Genomic DNA, 15462 nt, shown 5'->3' on the forward strand with positions numbered 1-15462 from the left:
TGCAAGTTTTTGGGAAAAAAACATTGCTGTAACGTGGGGTCGCAAGATTATAGAGAAGTCATAAATAAAAATCGACCCCAATTTAAATATTTAAAATCAGCTTTAATTCCCACAAACAAGGTAAGCATAGAATTAAGGCAAATGAGGTAATTTCAGATATTCTTCACTTTGCATTTCCTGCAAACGGGACAAGCAGCGCTGGTATTCGAAAGTCAGCAAAACACCTTGATAAATCTGCTCCATCGGCACTTGAGCATTGATAATAAGTTTCACTCGGCGTTCATAAAATTCATCAACAAGAGCAAGAAAACGACGAGCGGCGTTTTCATTACCGGGCATGATTACTGGAACCTGATATAACAGAACGGTGTGATAAAGTTTTGATAAAACAATATAATCCACCTGGCTGCGTGCATCTTCACACAACACTTTAAATCCAATTGCCAATACACCATCCGCGCTACGAATTGTCGGCATCTGCCGGTGGTTAATTTCCAGCACGGGCGCTTGCTCACTGTTTTTACCCGCCAAACGGGTAAACATTTGATCCATAGCACGCTCGTTATCTTCATTTAATGGCGTAAAATAGAGATGAGCCTGCGTTAAAGTACGCAGTCGATAATCAATACCTGCATCCACATTCATGACATCACAATGTTTTTTAATCTGTTCAATAGCCGGTAAAAAACGTGCCCGCTGTAAGCCATTACGATAAAGTCCATCAGGATGAATATTGGATGTTGCAACCAACGTTATCCCTCTTACAAAAAGCGCCTCCAATAATGTTCCAAGAATCATGGCGTCAGTAATATCAGAAACAAAAAATTCATCAAAACAGAGCACATCTGTTTCTGCTTTAAAACCATCAGCTACAACATCCAGGGGATTTTCATGTCCCTGTAACTCTTTTAGTTCTTCATGCACTCGCAGCATAAAACGATGAAAATGTAACCGCAGTTTTCTCTTATCAGGCAAACTCTGGTAAAACATATCCATTAACCAGGTTTTTCCCCTGCCAACGCCCCCCCACATATAAAGACCTTGAACAGGAGTACAAGTTATTGGAACTTGTTTCCCTAATAACTTACTCAGACGCCCTTTTAGACTTTGTCTCTTCGTTGGATTACCGGAAAAAGCATTAACCAAGGCATAGTGAATAACATCCAATTGAGCAACAGCCAGACGCTGGACATCATCTGGTTGGTATTCACCCTCAGCAAGGGCTTTTTGATAGAATGATGAAGGGATAATCGATGATGGCATGACAATAACAATCCTTAAAAAAATAATCGCCCGTTTTTTGTCGTTTTTATGATTCAGATTGACCTTATTACCGGATCAATTGTCTACAATAAGGTTCAGAATAAGGTCTACAAACAATATGTAAATCATGATCAATATTCCACTCTGACTAGATTAACGGTTATAGTGACGATAATTAAGTGAAACATTCTGCTGAACACGATGTTGATGAAGGAGTAGCTATGACTTGGGAGTATGCACTGATTGGATTGATAGTTGGTTTTGTTATCGGAGCGCTAGTCATGCGCTTTGGTAACACTAAGCTACGCCAGCAGGAAGCCTTACAAACTGAATTGGAGAATAGTAAATCAGAACTGGAAGAGTACCGTAAAGAATTAGTCGGTCATTTTGCCCACAGTGCAGAACTACTCGACAATATGGCTCGCGATTATCGTCAGTTGTATCAACATATGGTTAAAAGTTCTCATGAACTGATGCCTAATATGCCAGTACAAGAAAACCCATTTAATTATCGACTGACCGAATCAGAAGCGGATAACGATCAGGCTCCGGTTAAAATGCCACCAAGAGATTACTCTGATAGTGCTTCCGGTTTGTTCCGTCCTGTTAACGAAAAAAACCAGTAACCACATCAGCTGTGGCATGTTTTATGCCACAGCAAAAAATCCAAACGCAAAATCGATCACCCATTTGCAAGAAATTTTGTTTTTTTATTCCTCAATTCATGTAAATCCCTGTAAAAAAATGTACTAGCGCTATTTGCCAGATGAACTTTACTTAATAATTGAGGGTCATAGAGTAATCATGGCAACTTGCTCAAATTAACTTATTTAGAGCTTGTCCCAATAGACATCATTGTTACAGGCCGTTTTTGTGAATGAACAGTGAACACGGACAGCATGAAAAAACGGAACATACACGTAGTACATCATTTAAAGATGGGCAAAAATAGCCCTATTGGGATAGGCAATCAGCCTTCTGGCTCAGGCATACAAGAGAACTAAATTAGATGAAAAGAAAAAACTTATTCCTTAGTGCGTTAGCAATCAGTATCGGGTTGTCTATCATTTCTGTTCCGGCTGTTAGTAACGCCGCATTACCTGCCGCTATCGCTGGTCAGGAGTTGCCAAGCCTCGCACCGATGCTTGAGAAAGTACTGCCTGCCGTTGTCAGTGTGCATGTTTCCGGTACGCAGGTACAGCAAGAACCTAATATACCTGAGGAGTTCCGATTCTTCTTTGGTCCAAATTTACCCATGGGCCGTGAAAGTACCCGCCCATTTCAAGGGCTTGGCTCAGGTGTCATTATTGACGCCGCTAAAGGTTACATATTAACCAATAATCATGTTATTGATAACGCAGATAAAATCCGTGTTCAATTAAATGATGGGCGCGAATATGAAGCCAGATTGTTAGGCCGCGATCCTCAGACTGATATTGCCTTGCTGCAACTGAAAGGTGCTAAAAATTTAACTGCAATTACGATGGCCGATTCTGATAAGTTGCGAGTGGGTGATTTTGCTGTTGCCGTCGGTAATCCATTCGGCCTTGGTCAAACTGCGACTTCAGGAATTATCTCTGCGTTAGGACGTAGCGGCCTGAACCTGGAAGGATTAGAGAATTTTATCCAAACTGATGCATCAATTAACCGCGGTAATTCTGGTGGCGCACTGGTTAATTTGAATGGTGAGTTGATTGGTATCAACACCGCAATTCTGGCACCGGGCGGGGGTAACATTGGTATCGGCTTTGCTATTCCAAGTAATATGGCAAAAACCCTAAGTGAGCAGCTTATCGCTCATGGTGAAGTCAAACGCGGTATTCTTGGTATTAAAGGTACCGAAATGAATTCCGATATCGCCAAGGCATTCAATATTGATGCTCAACGTGGCGCATTTGTCAGTGAAGTATTGCCAAAATCCTCAGCTGCGAAAGCAGGTATTAAATCCGGCGATATTCTGGTTTCTGTTGATGGTAAGAAGATCAATAGCTTTGCTGAGCTGAAGGCAAAAATTGGCACAACTATACCAGGTAAAGAAATTAAAATTGGCCTATTACGTAAAGGCAAACCGATGGAAGTTTCTGTGATCCTGGAAAGCAATGAAGGTCAAACAACCAAAGCAGGAAACCTGACTCTTGCTCTGCAAGGTGCAACGCTGAGTAATGGTGAAGTAAAAGGTACTTACGGTGTGAAAATCGATAGTGTCATGCAAAATTCACCCGCAGCAATGTCTGGTTTACAGAAAAATGACCTGATTGTTGGGATGAATAATGAACGTGTACAGAATATTAACGAACTAAGCAAAGTCATTGATGCCAAACCGCCGGTAATAGCGTTGAACATTCTTCGCGGTGAGGAAAGTATTTATCTGTTACTGAGAAATTAATAAAAAAATTCCATCTAGTTCCCGTTAAGACACAACGTAATGTTGTGTCTTATACCGCTAGAAAACCATTTAAAGGAATAAGAGGTATTTTCGCATTATCGAAAATTCAGAATAGCATGTTATCGGTTGATTAACTTTCTTTAATACTTAATAATTCCTTATTTCATCAACAATGAGGAAACATTCTGACAGATTATAAATCAAAAAAGTTATAACAGTTGAATAGGTATTTAAATATTGACAGAAAGCAAGAATAGCCTGAAAAAATAATGACATGTATTGATTTCATCACGAGTTCACATTAAAAAGATAAAAATAGGAATGTTTTAAACCACACTGGAAGACTATAAGCGGCTGTTTTATCACATTCAGATAAGACACCAGAATGAGTGAAGATTTCTATAATCCTTTATTTTCAGATGGTATGAAAAATGATCCCTCACATGATTTAAACTGAAAAGATCGAGATCAGCGGAATAAACAAAAAACGCTAAACATCAAGGCTAAAGGCAGTAAAAACAGCGTTAAAACCCATCTGATTATAAAAGAAGTATTTAATGCCCATAAAAACTGTCAGTATAGACTTTCTCGTTTTATCGTTAATCAAAACTCAACAATGATAATCGAAACACCAAACAATCTGAGATGCAGCATAATGCTGTGTCTGTTAATTTCTATGTTATCCTGCAATGACTCATTAACTCACACTGAATAATACTCATGATAGCCAAATTGCTACGTTCTGCTTTTTTAGGATTTTTTGTAGCTGTAATTTTGCTGATTACCGTTCCATCACTGCGCCCTACCGAGCTGATATCCGCAATCACCAGCAACAGTAATGACAAAGCTCCATTCAGTTTTAATAAAGGTGTCCGCAGAGCGGCGCCCGCTGTGGTTAACGTCTACAGCAGTAACATGGGGAGTTTTTCTCATCAAGGCCGGGAAAACCACACCCTTGGTTCTGGTGTTATCATGAGCGATAGAGGGTACATTCTCACCAATAAACACGTTATCAATAACGCGGGGCAAATTATTATTGCACTGCAAGACGGCCATTTTTATGAAGCTCTGGTCGTAGGTTCTGACAGTCTAACAGATCTTGCAGTCTTGAAAATTGATGCTGAAAACTTGCCTGTCATTCCCATTAATCCAAATAGGGTAGCGCATGTAGGAGATGTCGTTCTGGCCATCGGTAACCCTTATAATCTGGGACAAACTATTACTCAGGGAATTATTAGCGCCACTGGCCGCGTTGGATTAAGTCCCACTCGCCGCCAAAACTTTCTCCAAACCGATGCTTCTATTAATCAAGGTAACTCTGGAGGTGCATTGATCAATACCCTTGGAGAACTGGTGGGAATCAATACATTATCATTCGATAAAAGTGAAAATGGCGAAACCCCAGAAGGGTTGGGTTTTGCTATTCCTACCGAACTCGCCACAAAGATTATGCAGAAACTTATCCGCGACGGGCGGGTTATCCGAGGTTTTATTGGCATCGTGTCACAAGAGCTTCCACATATTCACTCTTATAACGGCAATATTAATCAAATTCAGGGACTTCGGGTATTTCAAGTTACCCCCAATGGGCCAGCACAGAAAGCCGGTATCAAAGTAGGTGATATTATTACCAGTGTAAATAAAAAACCGGCTATTTCAGCGGTTGAAACAATGGATCAAGTAGCTGAAATACGCCCCGGCGGTGTTGTTCCTGTAACGCTATTGCGCAATGGGAAATTGTTATCACTACAAGTAACCATTGAAGAATATGGTGAGTATTAGTTATCCCAGCAAAAACGCTTTGTAGGACTTCAGGGTGGGGAATCCTGGATACGCAACACACTGCCGTGCAGCGTCCTGGAGAGTTATTTTGCCATTAATCAGCTGATATGCCCGATACGAGTGATCCCTAGTGAAGGTCATTCCCTGCATTTTTATGGCTTCGGTCATTTTGATGCTATTTCCACGTAAGCCTGGTATACCCGTTACGACCGTGCACCTCTGCATGTCACACCACTCCGAGCTGGCCACCCAGCACTAGTCAGTGGATTCTGGAAGACAGACAGCATAACAGAGAAGCAGTATTTCTTTGCTCAGGGCATTATTGCTTTTGATATTAAAAGAGCAAAATCAGGTACAACGATATGGCATCTGATACAAGAGGCAACAAGCATAGCAGAATAACATACCTTTTCACCGCCTTATAATAAGCGCACCTGATACTAGCGGGCTTATCACTCTTACTGAACCACTACAACTGCTGTCAGAATATTCAGCAAAGGAACTGACCCAGTTAGATACAAATGTGTTGGGTCAGCTCGCGATATGTAAGTACCTATCCCTTAGGGGAAAAGAGCCGTCAATTAAACTGCAATATCGTCTGTTTCCAAATAAGACAACAAAATTACTTTTCCGCTTATTTCACTCGTTGAATATCCGCACCAAGTCCACGCAGTTTATCTTCAATATGCTCATAACCACGATCAATATGATAGATACGGTCAACGATAGTCACACCTTCAGCAATACAACCAGCCAGAACCAAACTCGCAGATGCGCGTAAATCAGTCGCCATTACTTGAGCACCAGAAAGCTTTTTAACACCATGGCAAAGCACCGTATTGCTTTCAATTTCAGCATGAGCTCCCATACGGATTAATTCGGGAATATGCATGAAACGGTTTTCGAAAATAGTTTCGGTGATCATACCAGCACCTTCAGCCACCAAATTCAGCAAACTAAACTGTGCCTGCATATCGGTCGGAAAGCCTGGATGCGGCGCAGTACGCAATGTCACTGCTTTCGGTCGGTTACCGTGCATATCAAGACTTATCCAATCCTTACCAATTTCAATATCAGCGCCAGCTTCACGCAATTTTGCCAATACAGCATCTAACGTATCAGGCTTAGCATGACGACAAACGACCTTACCTCCAGATATCGCAGCCGCAATCAAGAATGTACCGGTCTCAATACGGTCTGGTAATACACGATATACACCACCACCAAGACGTTCTACACCTTCAATGATGATATGGTCAGTACCCGCGCCAGTGATCTTCGCACCCAATGTATTGAGAAAATTAGCTGTATCCTCAATTTCAGGTTCGCGGGCTGCATTCTCAATAACGGTTGTCCCTTCCGCTAACGTTGCCGCAGTCATAATAGTAACTGTCGCCCCAACGCTGACTTTATCCATCACAATGCAGGCACCTTTCAAGCGCCCATTAACGGAAGCCTTGACATAACCCTCTTCCAAAACGATTTCAGCACCTAACTGTTCCAGGCCACTGATATGTAAATCGACCGGGCGTGCGCCAATAGCACATCCCCCCGGCAAAGAAACTTGCCCTTGACCAAAACGCGCTACCAATGGACCTAATGCCCAAATAGATGCACGCATCGTTTTTACCAAATCGTAAGGCGCACAATATTGATTCACATCACGGGCGTCCACAAATACGGAACCATTACGTTCAACCTTGGTTCCAAGGCGATTTAACAATTTGATAGTGGTGTCAATATCTTTCAGTTCTGGAACATTTTGCAACTCAACAGGCTCTTCAGCCAACAACGCGGCGAACAAGATTGGCAGTGCAGCATTTTTTGCCCCGGAAATAGAAACCTCACCCGACAGGCGAGTTGGTCCTTTTACACGAAATTTATCCATCTGTGACTACTCTCTTTATATAATTTTGCTGTTCGCGGCGAGGCAAACAGCATTAAAAACCGTTGAGCTTACGATCTCTTTTCCAATCATCCGGTGTATAAGCTTTGATTGACAGGGCATGAATACGATTATCAGCAATGTATTCCATCAAAGGCGCATAAACGGCTTGCTGCTGTTTTACTCGACTCATACCAGCAAACATTTCACCAACCACAATAACCTGGAAATGGCTCCCATCTCCGTTAACAATGACTTCATCTAGTGCTAATTTATCCATCAGCACTTGCTTAATCTCGTTAGTATCCATAATTGCTCAATTCTGTAGTTAGAAGTATAGATAGACAGTCATCTATCCTAATAGAATCCGACTTACTCTTAAACTATGAAAACGCCCTTGTAAAATTTCTGCTTACAAGGGCGCTTATTATACAGATAATTGTCGATAATAGCGGCTAGCTATCAATGATAATTTCTTGCAGATCGTAAAGCATAATCAGGGTACTGAGCCGTTCACTAATACCGGACAAAAGTAACTCAACCCCTTCCTTCTGCATATGGTGTTTAAAACGGACTAAAAGAGCTAACCCGGTAGAATCCACATGTTCAAGCTGTGACACATTGATATCGTTGATATTGGCCAGTAACTTTTCCTTGTGCAGCCAGAGAGGAAGCAAGCTGTCACGATTCAAAATACCTTTTAGAATCAATGTCTGTCCTGCTTTTTCCCAGCTCAAACTCTCATTCATCTCACTTTTTCTCTTCCAGAGTGATTGGCTGACGAGCACTGATTTCAAGCTGCTTAGTTAAGCCATCTATACCTTGTTGACGCAAGATAGAAGCCCATTCACTCTGCTTGGTTGTAATCATACTGACACCCTCTGCAATCATGTCATATGCCTGCCAATAGCCAGTTTTACTATTTTTACGCCACTGGAAATCAAGGCGGACAGGAGGGCGGCCATTCGGATCAAGGATAGTGACACGAATAGCAATAATATTGTTATCTCCCAATGGCTTCTCGGGATCAACTTGATAAGTCTGACCATGATACATTGCCAAAGCCTGCCCATAAACCTGCGCTAAATAGGATGTAAACGCAGCAAAATAAGCGTCTCGTTGTGCCGGAGTTGCATCTTTATAGTAGCTTCCCAGAACCAACGCTCCAGCATATTTGATATGCACATAAGGTAGTAGTTCTTCTTTCACTACTTGGCGTAAATAATCTGGATTCTGACGAATTTTTGATTGACTATTTTTCAATCGAGTGAAAGTCTTCTCTGCCGCATCCTGCATCAACTTATAAGGATTGGTCTGATCAACTGCACTAGCTAATGGCGCAACCACCAGCAACGCCACCATTAATAATCTCTTCAACATAATTGGTTCCTTTTAACGATATTTCAGTTACTGGCTGTGGGCGCTGAAGTATGCTCAGCCCCACCTTGAGAATTATCTCCGCTTTTATACAGGAACTGACCGATCATATCCTCAAGTACCATTGCTGATTTGGTATCCTGCACACGGTCACCATCTTTCAGAATATTGGTTCCCATATCGGGATCTTCAAACCCCATATTTAGGGCAATATATTGTTCACCCAACAAACCCGAAGTCCGAATGGAAAGAGAGCTGGTATCAGGGATTCGGTTATATTGCTTCATGATATCTAGTGCCACCTGTGGCGTATAAGTTTTCTCATCAAGAGAGATATTTACGACACGGCCAATCACTACACCACCAATTTTTACCGGTGAACGTTCTTTCAGACCCCCAATATTGTCAAAAGTTGCGTACAAGCGGTAAGTCGGTTGACTACCTACTGATTTAATATCTGCCACTTTAAGACACAAAAAGACGATTGCAGCCAGTGCAATCAAGATAAAAAACCCAACCCAAATTTCATTTTTCTTGCTTTGCATTGACTTAGTTCCCAAACATGAGTGCTGTCAGCACAAAATCCAAACCTAAAACGGCTAATGACGCATGAACCACCGTTCTAGTCGTTGCCTGGCTGATCCCTTCTGAGGTAGGTATCGCATCATAACCATTGAATAAAGCAATCCAGGTTACAGTAATAGCGAAAACAACACTTTTAATAAAACAGTTGAGTAAATCTTTTTGCCACTCTATAGCAGACTGCATGGAAGCCCAGAAGAAACCACTGTCAATCCCTTTCCAATCAACACCAACCATTGCACCTCCACAAATACCTACAGCCACAAAAATCAAGGACAACAACGGCATACTGATAAATCCAGCCCAGAAACGTGGGGCTATCACACGCCGTAATGGATCTATAGCCATCATCTCTAAACTGGAAATTTGTTCCGTAGCTTTCATCAAACCTATCTCTGCGGTCAAAGCTGACCCTGCACGACCAGCAAACAACAGGGCTGTCACAACCGGCCCCAATTCACGCAACAGAGATACCGCCACCATCATGCCAAGACTGGCTTCTGCGCTGTATGTTGTCAGTACCAGATATCCCTGTAAACCAAGCACCATGCCAATAAACAATCCTGAAACCACGATAATCAACAATGACTGAACACCCACACTAAAAAGTTGCTGTCGCAGTAATGACCATTGTCTGGCAGGTTCTGGTCTGCCAATTATCGCACCAAAAAGCATAAAACCAGCACGACCAAAAGAGGCAAATACCTCCATAGCCCGTCTGCCAAGTGCCGCTAGCACCTGTGTTAACATTAACATCCCATTATCCTAATAACTCAGTTTTATAATCCCCAGCCGGGAAACGGAAAGGTACCGGCCCATCAGCAATACCATCAAGAAATTGCCGCACCCGCTGATCAGAATTAGATTGCAACTGTTGCGCAGTACCCTCAGCAATAATCTGTTGTCCAGCAATAATATAAGCATAATCTGCAATGCTTAGAACTTCCGGTACATCGTGGGAAACAACCACACAGGTCACGCCAAGCGCTTTATTCAGTTCATCAATCAGTTTCACCAAAACCCCCATAGTAATCGGATCTTGGCCGACAAAAGGCTCATCAAACATAATCAAATCAGGATCAAGAGCAATAGCACGAGCCAAAGCAGCACGTCTTGCCATACCACCGGACAGTTCAGAAGGCATCAGATTCGCAGCGCCTCGTAACCCAACGGCTTCCAATTTCATCATTACTGTAGTGTGGATAATTTCTTCAGGCAGCGCCGTATGTTCACGCAGAGGAAAAGCAACGTTATCAAAGACATTTAAATCAGTGAATAATGCCCCTGACTGAAACAACATACTCATTTTCTTACGAGCTGAATACAAACGGGGACGAGATAGAACCGGAATATTATCTCCATCAAACCAGATTTCTCCTCGATCAGGACGCAACTGACCACCAATCAACCGCAATAGTGTTGTTTTCCCTATTCCAGACGGCCCCATAATTGCAGTAATTTTTCCTCTGGGTACAGTCAGATTGATATCAGCAAAAATCGAGCGGCTCCCACGGGTAAAATACATCCCTCGGATCTCGATGAGATTTGCTGTTTGTTGACTCATTATTGATAGCCCTTAACGGTTAATAAACTGGCTTATATTTGGTTTACATATTAATCACATATACTACAAAAAAACTGGAGAATTTTCGCCACTAAAGTTGTAACAAATTTTACTTTTCTACCCGCCGCCGTCAGAATATCCCCTATCTAGCTAAACAAACAATTTTTGTTTAAGAAATCAACCAACGTTAACATTAAATCCGGAATATACCTTACAAGGGCTGCTGCATGTTTCTAACCTTTTTACTCTTAATTACTGGGTTGATTTTACTGGTATATGGTTCCGATAGATTAGTATATGGTGCTGCAATTTTTGCCCGTACACTGGGGCTGCCCCCATTCATTATTGGTATGACGATAGTTGGCATTGGCACTTCTCTGCCAGAATTAATGGTTTCAGTTACTGCCATGTTGGATGGTCAACCTGATATGGCGATTGGTAATGTTATTGGTTCCAATATTACCAATCTGTTACTGATAACTGGTGGTGCCGCTCTGATTCGTCCAATGGAAGTCAAATCAGATATTCTGCGGAAAGAGCTGCCTCTGATGCTACTGATTACCGCTTTCTGTGGCTATTTGATAAGTGATAACTACCTTAGTCGGATGGATGGATTGGTATTACTGATTTCTGCTATAGCGTGTATTTTACTGATGATAAAAATGGCCACACTGCCGAACCGCGCTGAAACTGATATTTATACTCAAGAACAGGCCTCCGAATTACCAATCGAGGGCAATAAACGTATTGCCTTGCTTTGGATACTATTAGGACTCATTATTTTACCTATGGCAACTCGAATGGTGATTGACAATGCAACGGTTATTGCTCGTATTTATGGCATTAGTGAATTAATTATCGGGCTTACGGTACTTGCCGTTGGTACCAGCTTACCAGAATTAGCTACCTCCATTGCAGCGGCATTTAAAGGGGAAGATGATATTGCATTCGGGAATATTATAAGCTCGAATATATTCAATATATCAATTGTTCTGGGACTTCCCGCATTACTCTCACCATCGGCCATTTCACCTGAAGCTTTTCATCGTGATTTTTGGGTAATGATGATAACCAGCATAATATTTGCTGTATTTTGTCTGGGTCGTAAACAACGGTTAAACCGAGTGAAAGGTGTCCTGTTATTAAGCTGCTTTATTGCTTATTTTATCGTACTGTTTATTTCCAATTACAGCATTGAATAAACAAGAATTAGTAGGAAAAAGAAATGCCTAAAATTGATTTTCAGCAAGTGGGTAAGAAAGTATTACACATAGAGCGTGATGGGTTAGCAGAACTTGAGCAATACATAAATGAAGATTTTACCCGTACCTGTGAGCTGATGTTCAACTGCGAAGGTAAAGTTATTGTCATGGGGATGGGGAAATCCGGTCATATCGGATGTAAAATCGCCGCAACTTTTGCCAGTACTGGCACACCTTCCTTTTTTGTTCATCCAGGAGAAGCCAGCCACGGTGATCTTGGTATGATTACCCCAAAAGATATTGTTCTGGCAATTTCGAATTCTGGTGAATCCAATGAAATTCTGTCACTTATCCCAGCGTTAAAACGCCAAAAAATTCCACTCATCTGCATGACAAACAATCACAACAGCAGCATGGGAAAAGCCTCAGACATCCATTTGTGCATCAAAGTCCCACAGGAAGCCTGTCCGTTAGGTTTAGCTCCAACAACGAGCACCACGGCAACATTGGTGATGGGAGACGCTTTAGCTGTCGCACTACTTCAGGCACGTGGCTTTACCGCTGAAGATTTCGCGCTATCACATCCAGGCGGCGCACTTGGGCGCAAACTTCTTCTGCTGGTCAGTGATTTAATGAATACCGGTGATGATATCCCAAAAATTAACCGCAACTCATCCTTACGTGAAGCACTGGTTGAAATTACCCGCAAAAAACTGGGTATGACAGTCATTTGCGATGAAAATATGCATATTGATGGCATTTTTACCGATGGTGACTTACGCCGCGTTTTTGATATGGGGATTGATTTGTACAACGTCAAAATTTCAGATGTTATGACTGCGGGTGGTATCCGTATAAAACCTAATGCCCTTGCAGTTGATGCATTAAACTTAATGCAATCACGCCATATCACTTCCTTACTGGTTACAGAGGGAAATAAATTGCTTGGTGTATTACATATGCATGACCTTTTACAAGCCGGCGTGGTTTAACCTGTGAGAATGCTTTAATGAGCCAATTAGTTTATCTGGACACCTGTTATGGTCCGGTGAATAAAGACATTATCGAAAAAGCCGGTAAAATCCGCTTACTGATTTGTGACGTTGACGGTGTTATGTCAGACGGTCTGGTATATATGGGAAATAATGGTGAAGAACTAAAAGCGTTTAATGTTCGTGATGGTTACGGGATTCGCTGCTTAATTACTTCGGGAATTGAAGTCGCTATTATTACCGGTCGTAAGGCAAAACTGCTGGAAGATCGCGCAAACACACTCGGCATTACACATCTTTACCAGGGACAGAGTGATAAGGCTTTGGCGTACAGAGAACTGTTAGATAAACTGGGATTAAAACCAGAACAGGTTGCTTATATCGGTGATGATCTGATTGACTGGCCGGTCATGGAACAAGTGGGGTTATCTGTCGCAGTGGCAGATGCACATCCATTACTCTTACAAAAAGCGCATTATGTCACCCAAATTGCAGGCGGGCGCGGTGCAGTAAGAGAACTTTGTGATTTGGTGCTTTTCGCTCAGAATAAGCTGGAAGATGCCAAAGGATTATCAATATAGGTTAAAACGAAACGAGAATGGATAAAATCAAATCCTGGCCAGCTATAATACTGACATTAATCACCTTAGCTCTAATTGGCTGGAACTTATCTGATTCAGACGAGAATCAATTGTCTTCTGCCCCAGATAACAACCAGCCTACATATCAAAGTCAGGAAACCATAACTTTTGTTTATGATCCGACTGGTAAGCTGACGTATAAACTGGTCTCTGATGATGTTCAGAATTATGCCGAGTCAAAAATCACCTGGTTTACCAAACCAGTATTAATTACATATGATTCAAACGCCATTGCTACATGGACAGTACGCTCTAACAAAGCCAAATTGACTAATGACAAAATGCTCTATCTTTACGGAGACGTACAGGTTGACAGCCTGACTGATACGTCACAATTACAACGTATTACCACAGAGAATGCTGTCGTCAACCTGGTAACCCAAGATGTCTCATCCGATGATAAGGTCACACTAATCGGTGTAGGATTGAAATCCGTTGGGATGAAAATGCGTGGCAATCTGCGGAACAAAACCGCTGAACTGATTGAAAAGGTTAACACCTACTATGAAATTCAACATGAACAACAGAATCCGTAATGCTTTTATTGCCAGTGCTATTTTGGCGATCAGCCTTCCCGTACTAGCACTGAAAGATGATACCCAGAAGCCAATTTATATTGATTCTGACAAGCAAGCTCTTGACATGACAGGAAACACTGCCACATTTACAGAAAATGTGATCGTCAAACAAGGCTCTATTGATATTCACGCCGATAAAGTCATTGTGACCCGGCCGAATGGTGATTCTAAGAAAATGATTGTTGAGGCATTTGGTAATCCGGTAACGTTCTATCAGTTACAGGACAATGGCAAACCAATCAAAGGCCGTGGTGCCAAAATGCGCTACGAAATGGATAAAGAGCTGGTTACACTGACTGGCAATGCCTATCTGGAACAGTTGGACAGCAATATCAAAGGCGACCGAATCACCTATTTGGTACCAACCCAGCAAATGGAAGCATTCAGTGACAAAGGTAAACGCGTGACAACCGTCCTGTTACCTTCTCAGTTACAGGAAGAAGGCCCTGGGGCTAACAACAAGAGTAAATAGCGATATATATGGCAATACTAAATGCAGAAAACCTGGCAAAAGCTTACAAGGGCCGCAGGGTCGTTGAAAACGTCAGCTTGAACGTAAACTCCGGCGAAATTGTTGGCCTGCTTGGCCCCAATGGCGCGGGAAAAACCACGACTTTCTATATGGTCGTGGGTATTGTTTCACGGGATACCGGAACAATTACCATTGATGATGAAGATATCAGCCTACTGCCACTTCACGAACGTGCGCGCCGTGGTATTGGTTATTTGCCTCAAGAAGCATCTATTTTCCGCCGTCTGAGCGTCTTCGACAACCTGATGGCCGTATTGGAAATCCGCAAGGATCTGACTCAGCAACAACGGAAAGAACGGGCTGAAGAGCTAATGGAAGAGTTCCATATCAGCCATCTGCGTGACAACCTTGGTCAATCACTATCCGGCGGTGAACGTCGCCGTGTAGAAATTGCTCGCGCACTAGCAGCCAACCCTAAATTTATCTTACTAGATGAGCCCTTTGCTGGCGTCGATCCCATCTCAGTCATCGACATCAAAAAGATCATTCAACATTTAAGAGATTATGGACTAGGTGTTCTTATCACAGACCATAACGTCCGTGAAACACTGGATGTATGCGAGCGTGCTTATATTGTTAGCCAGGGACATCTGATTGCTCATGGCACACCTAATGATATCCTTAATAATGAACAGGTGAAGCGCGTTTACTTAGGCGAAGGTTTCCGGCTCTAATTCA

At 42.2% G+C, this 15462-nt stretch carries 17 protein-coding genes and 1 pseudogene; 10 read left to right on the forward strand and 8 right to left on the reverse strand.

The features are described 5' to 3' along the window. Window positions 1-132: 132 nt before the first annotated feature. Window positions 133-1263 (reverse strand): cell division protein ZapE, encoded by a 1131-nt coding sequence (gene zapE / locus BO26_RS02075; protein WP_036768396.1) that lies wholly within the window; start codon window positions 1261-1263, stop codon window positions 133-135. 221 nt (window positions 1264-1484) lie between these two features. Here zapE and zapG point away from each other — a divergent pair, with 221 nt between their 5' ends. From zapG to BO26_RS23875, 4 genes and pseudogenes are all read left to right on the forward strand, one after another. Then, window positions 1485-1889, forward strand: coding sequence for a Z-ring associated protein ZapG (gene zapG / locus BO26_RS02080; RefSeq protein ID WP_036768397.1), 405 nt, complete (start codon window positions 1485-1487; stop codon window positions 1887-1889). A gap of 383 nt (window positions 1890-2272) precedes the next feature. Next, a complete protein-coding gene (degQ, locus tag BO26_RS02085; RefSeq protein ID WP_036768398.1) occupies window positions 2273-3649 on the forward strand; it encodes a serine endoprotease DegQ in 1377 nt (458 codons plus the stop codon). Window positions 3650-4369: 720 nt separating this feature from the next. After that, window positions 4370-5431, forward strand: coding sequence for an outer membrane-stress sensor serine endopeptidase DegS (gene degS, locus BO26_RS02090; protein ID WP_036768399.1), 1062 nt, complete (start codon window positions 4370-4372; stop codon window positions 5429-5431). Between the two features lie 12 nt (window positions 5432-5443). After that, window positions 5444-5833 (forward strand): annotated as a pseudogene (locus BO26_RS23875) (hypothetical protein); the annotation flags it as partial. Window positions 5834-6065: 232 nt separating this feature from the next. Here the strand turns inward: BO26_RS23875 and murA are convergent. From murA to mlaF, 7 genes are all read right to left on the reverse strand, one after another. Continuing rightward, on the reverse strand, window positions 6066-7319 hold the full coding sequence (gene murA / locus BO26_RS02100) for a UDP-N-acetylglucosamine 1-carboxyvinyltransferase (protein WP_036768401.1): 1254 nt from the start codon (window positions 7317-7319) through the stop codon (window positions 6066-6068). A 52-nt stretch (window positions 7320-7371) separates the two neighbouring features. Then, the gene (gene ibaG / locus BO26_RS02105; protein ID WP_011148158.1) at window positions 7372-7626 is read right to left on the reverse strand and encodes a BolA family iron metabolism protein IbaG; all 255 of its coding nucleotides are present in this window, start codon (window positions 7624-7626) and stop codon (window positions 7372-7374) included. A gap of 145 nt (window positions 7627-7771) precedes the next feature. Beyond that, the gene (gene mlaB, locus BO26_RS02110; RefSeq protein ID WP_036768402.1) at window positions 7772-8065 is read right to left on the reverse strand and encodes a lipid asymmetry maintenance protein MlaB; all 294 of its coding nucleotides are present in this window, start codon (window positions 8063-8065) and stop codon (window positions 7772-7774) included. Between the two features lies 1 nt (window position 8066). Further along, window positions 8067-8696: a phospholipid-binding protein MlaC gene (mlaC, locus tag BO26_RS02115; protein ID WP_036768403.1), complete on the reverse strand. Its 630-nt coding sequence runs from the start codon at window positions 8694-8696 to the stop codon at window positions 8067-8069. A 23-nt stretch (window positions 8697-8719) separates the two neighbouring features. Continuing rightward, window positions 8720-9238, reverse strand: a complete 519-nt coding sequence (mlaD, locus tag BO26_RS02120; RefSeq protein WP_036768404.1) for an outer membrane lipid asymmetry maintenance protein MlaD — start codon at window positions 9236-9238, stop codon at window positions 8720-8722. Window positions 9239-9242: 4 nt separating this feature from the next. Then, on the reverse strand, window positions 9243-10025 hold the full coding sequence (mlaE, locus tag BO26_RS02125; protein WP_036768501.1) for a lipid asymmetry maintenance ABC transporter permease subunit MlaE: 783 nt from the start codon (window positions 10023-10025) through the stop codon (window positions 9243-9245). Window positions 10026-10035: 10 nt separating this feature from the next. Continuing rightward, a complete protein-coding gene (gene mlaF, locus BO26_RS02130) occupies window positions 10036-10839 on the reverse strand; it encodes a phospholipid ABC transporter ATP-binding protein MlaF (RefSeq protein ID WP_036768405.1) in 804 nt (267 codons plus the stop codon). A gap of 227 nt (window positions 10840-11066) precedes the next feature. Between mlaF and BO26_RS02135 the strand changes: the two genes are divergently transcribed. Genes BO26_RS02135 through lptB form a run of 6 tightly spaced genes read left to right on the forward strand, consistent with a single transcriptional unit; the run spans window position 11067 to window position 15458 of the window. Beyond that, window positions 11067-12041: a calcium/sodium antiporter gene (locus BO26_RS02135; RefSeq protein WP_036768406.1), complete on the forward strand. Its 975-nt coding sequence runs from the start codon at window positions 11067-11069 to the stop codon at window positions 12039-12041. A 23-nt stretch (window positions 12042-12064) separates the two neighbouring features. Continuing rightward, window positions 12065-13033: an arabinose-5-phosphate isomerase KdsD gene (gene kdsD, locus BO26_RS02140; protein ID WP_036768407.1), complete on the forward strand. Its 969-nt coding sequence runs from the start codon at window positions 12065-12067 to the stop codon at window positions 13031-13033. A gap of 17 nt (window positions 13034-13050) precedes the next feature. After that, the gene (gene kdsC / locus BO26_RS02145; RefSeq protein ID WP_036768409.1) at window positions 13051-13614 is read left to right on the forward strand and encodes a 3-deoxy-manno-octulosonate-8-phosphatase KdsC; all 564 of its coding nucleotides are present in this window, start codon (window positions 13051-13053) and stop codon (window positions 13612-13614) included. A gap of 17 nt (window positions 13615-13631) precedes the next feature. Then, window positions 13632-14210: an LPS export ABC transporter periplasmic protein LptC gene (gene lptC, locus BO26_RS02150; protein WP_036768410.1), complete on the forward strand. Its 579-nt coding sequence runs from the start codon at window positions 13632-13634 to the stop codon at window positions 14208-14210. Continuing rightward, window positions 14191-14724, forward strand: a complete 534-nt coding sequence (gene lptA, locus BO26_RS02155) for a lipopolysaccharide ABC transporter substrate-binding protein LptA (protein ID WP_036768411.1) — start codon at window positions 14191-14193, stop codon at window positions 14722-14724. Before lptC ends, lptA begins: the two co-directional genes overlap by 20 nt. Window positions 14725-14732: 8 nt before the next feature. Then, entirely contained in the window at window positions 14733-15458 is a 726-nt protein-coding gene (lptB, locus tag BO26_RS02160; protein WP_036768412.1) for an LPS export ABC transporter ATP-binding protein, read from the forward strand. Window positions 15459-15462 lie beyond the last annotated feature (4 nt).

Origin of the sequence: Photorhabdus australis DSM 17609 (genome assembly GCF_000711895.1) — a bacterium.
GTDB lineage: Bacteria > Pseudomonadota > Gammaproteobacteria > Enterobacterales > Enterobacteriaceae > Photorhabdus > Photorhabdus australis.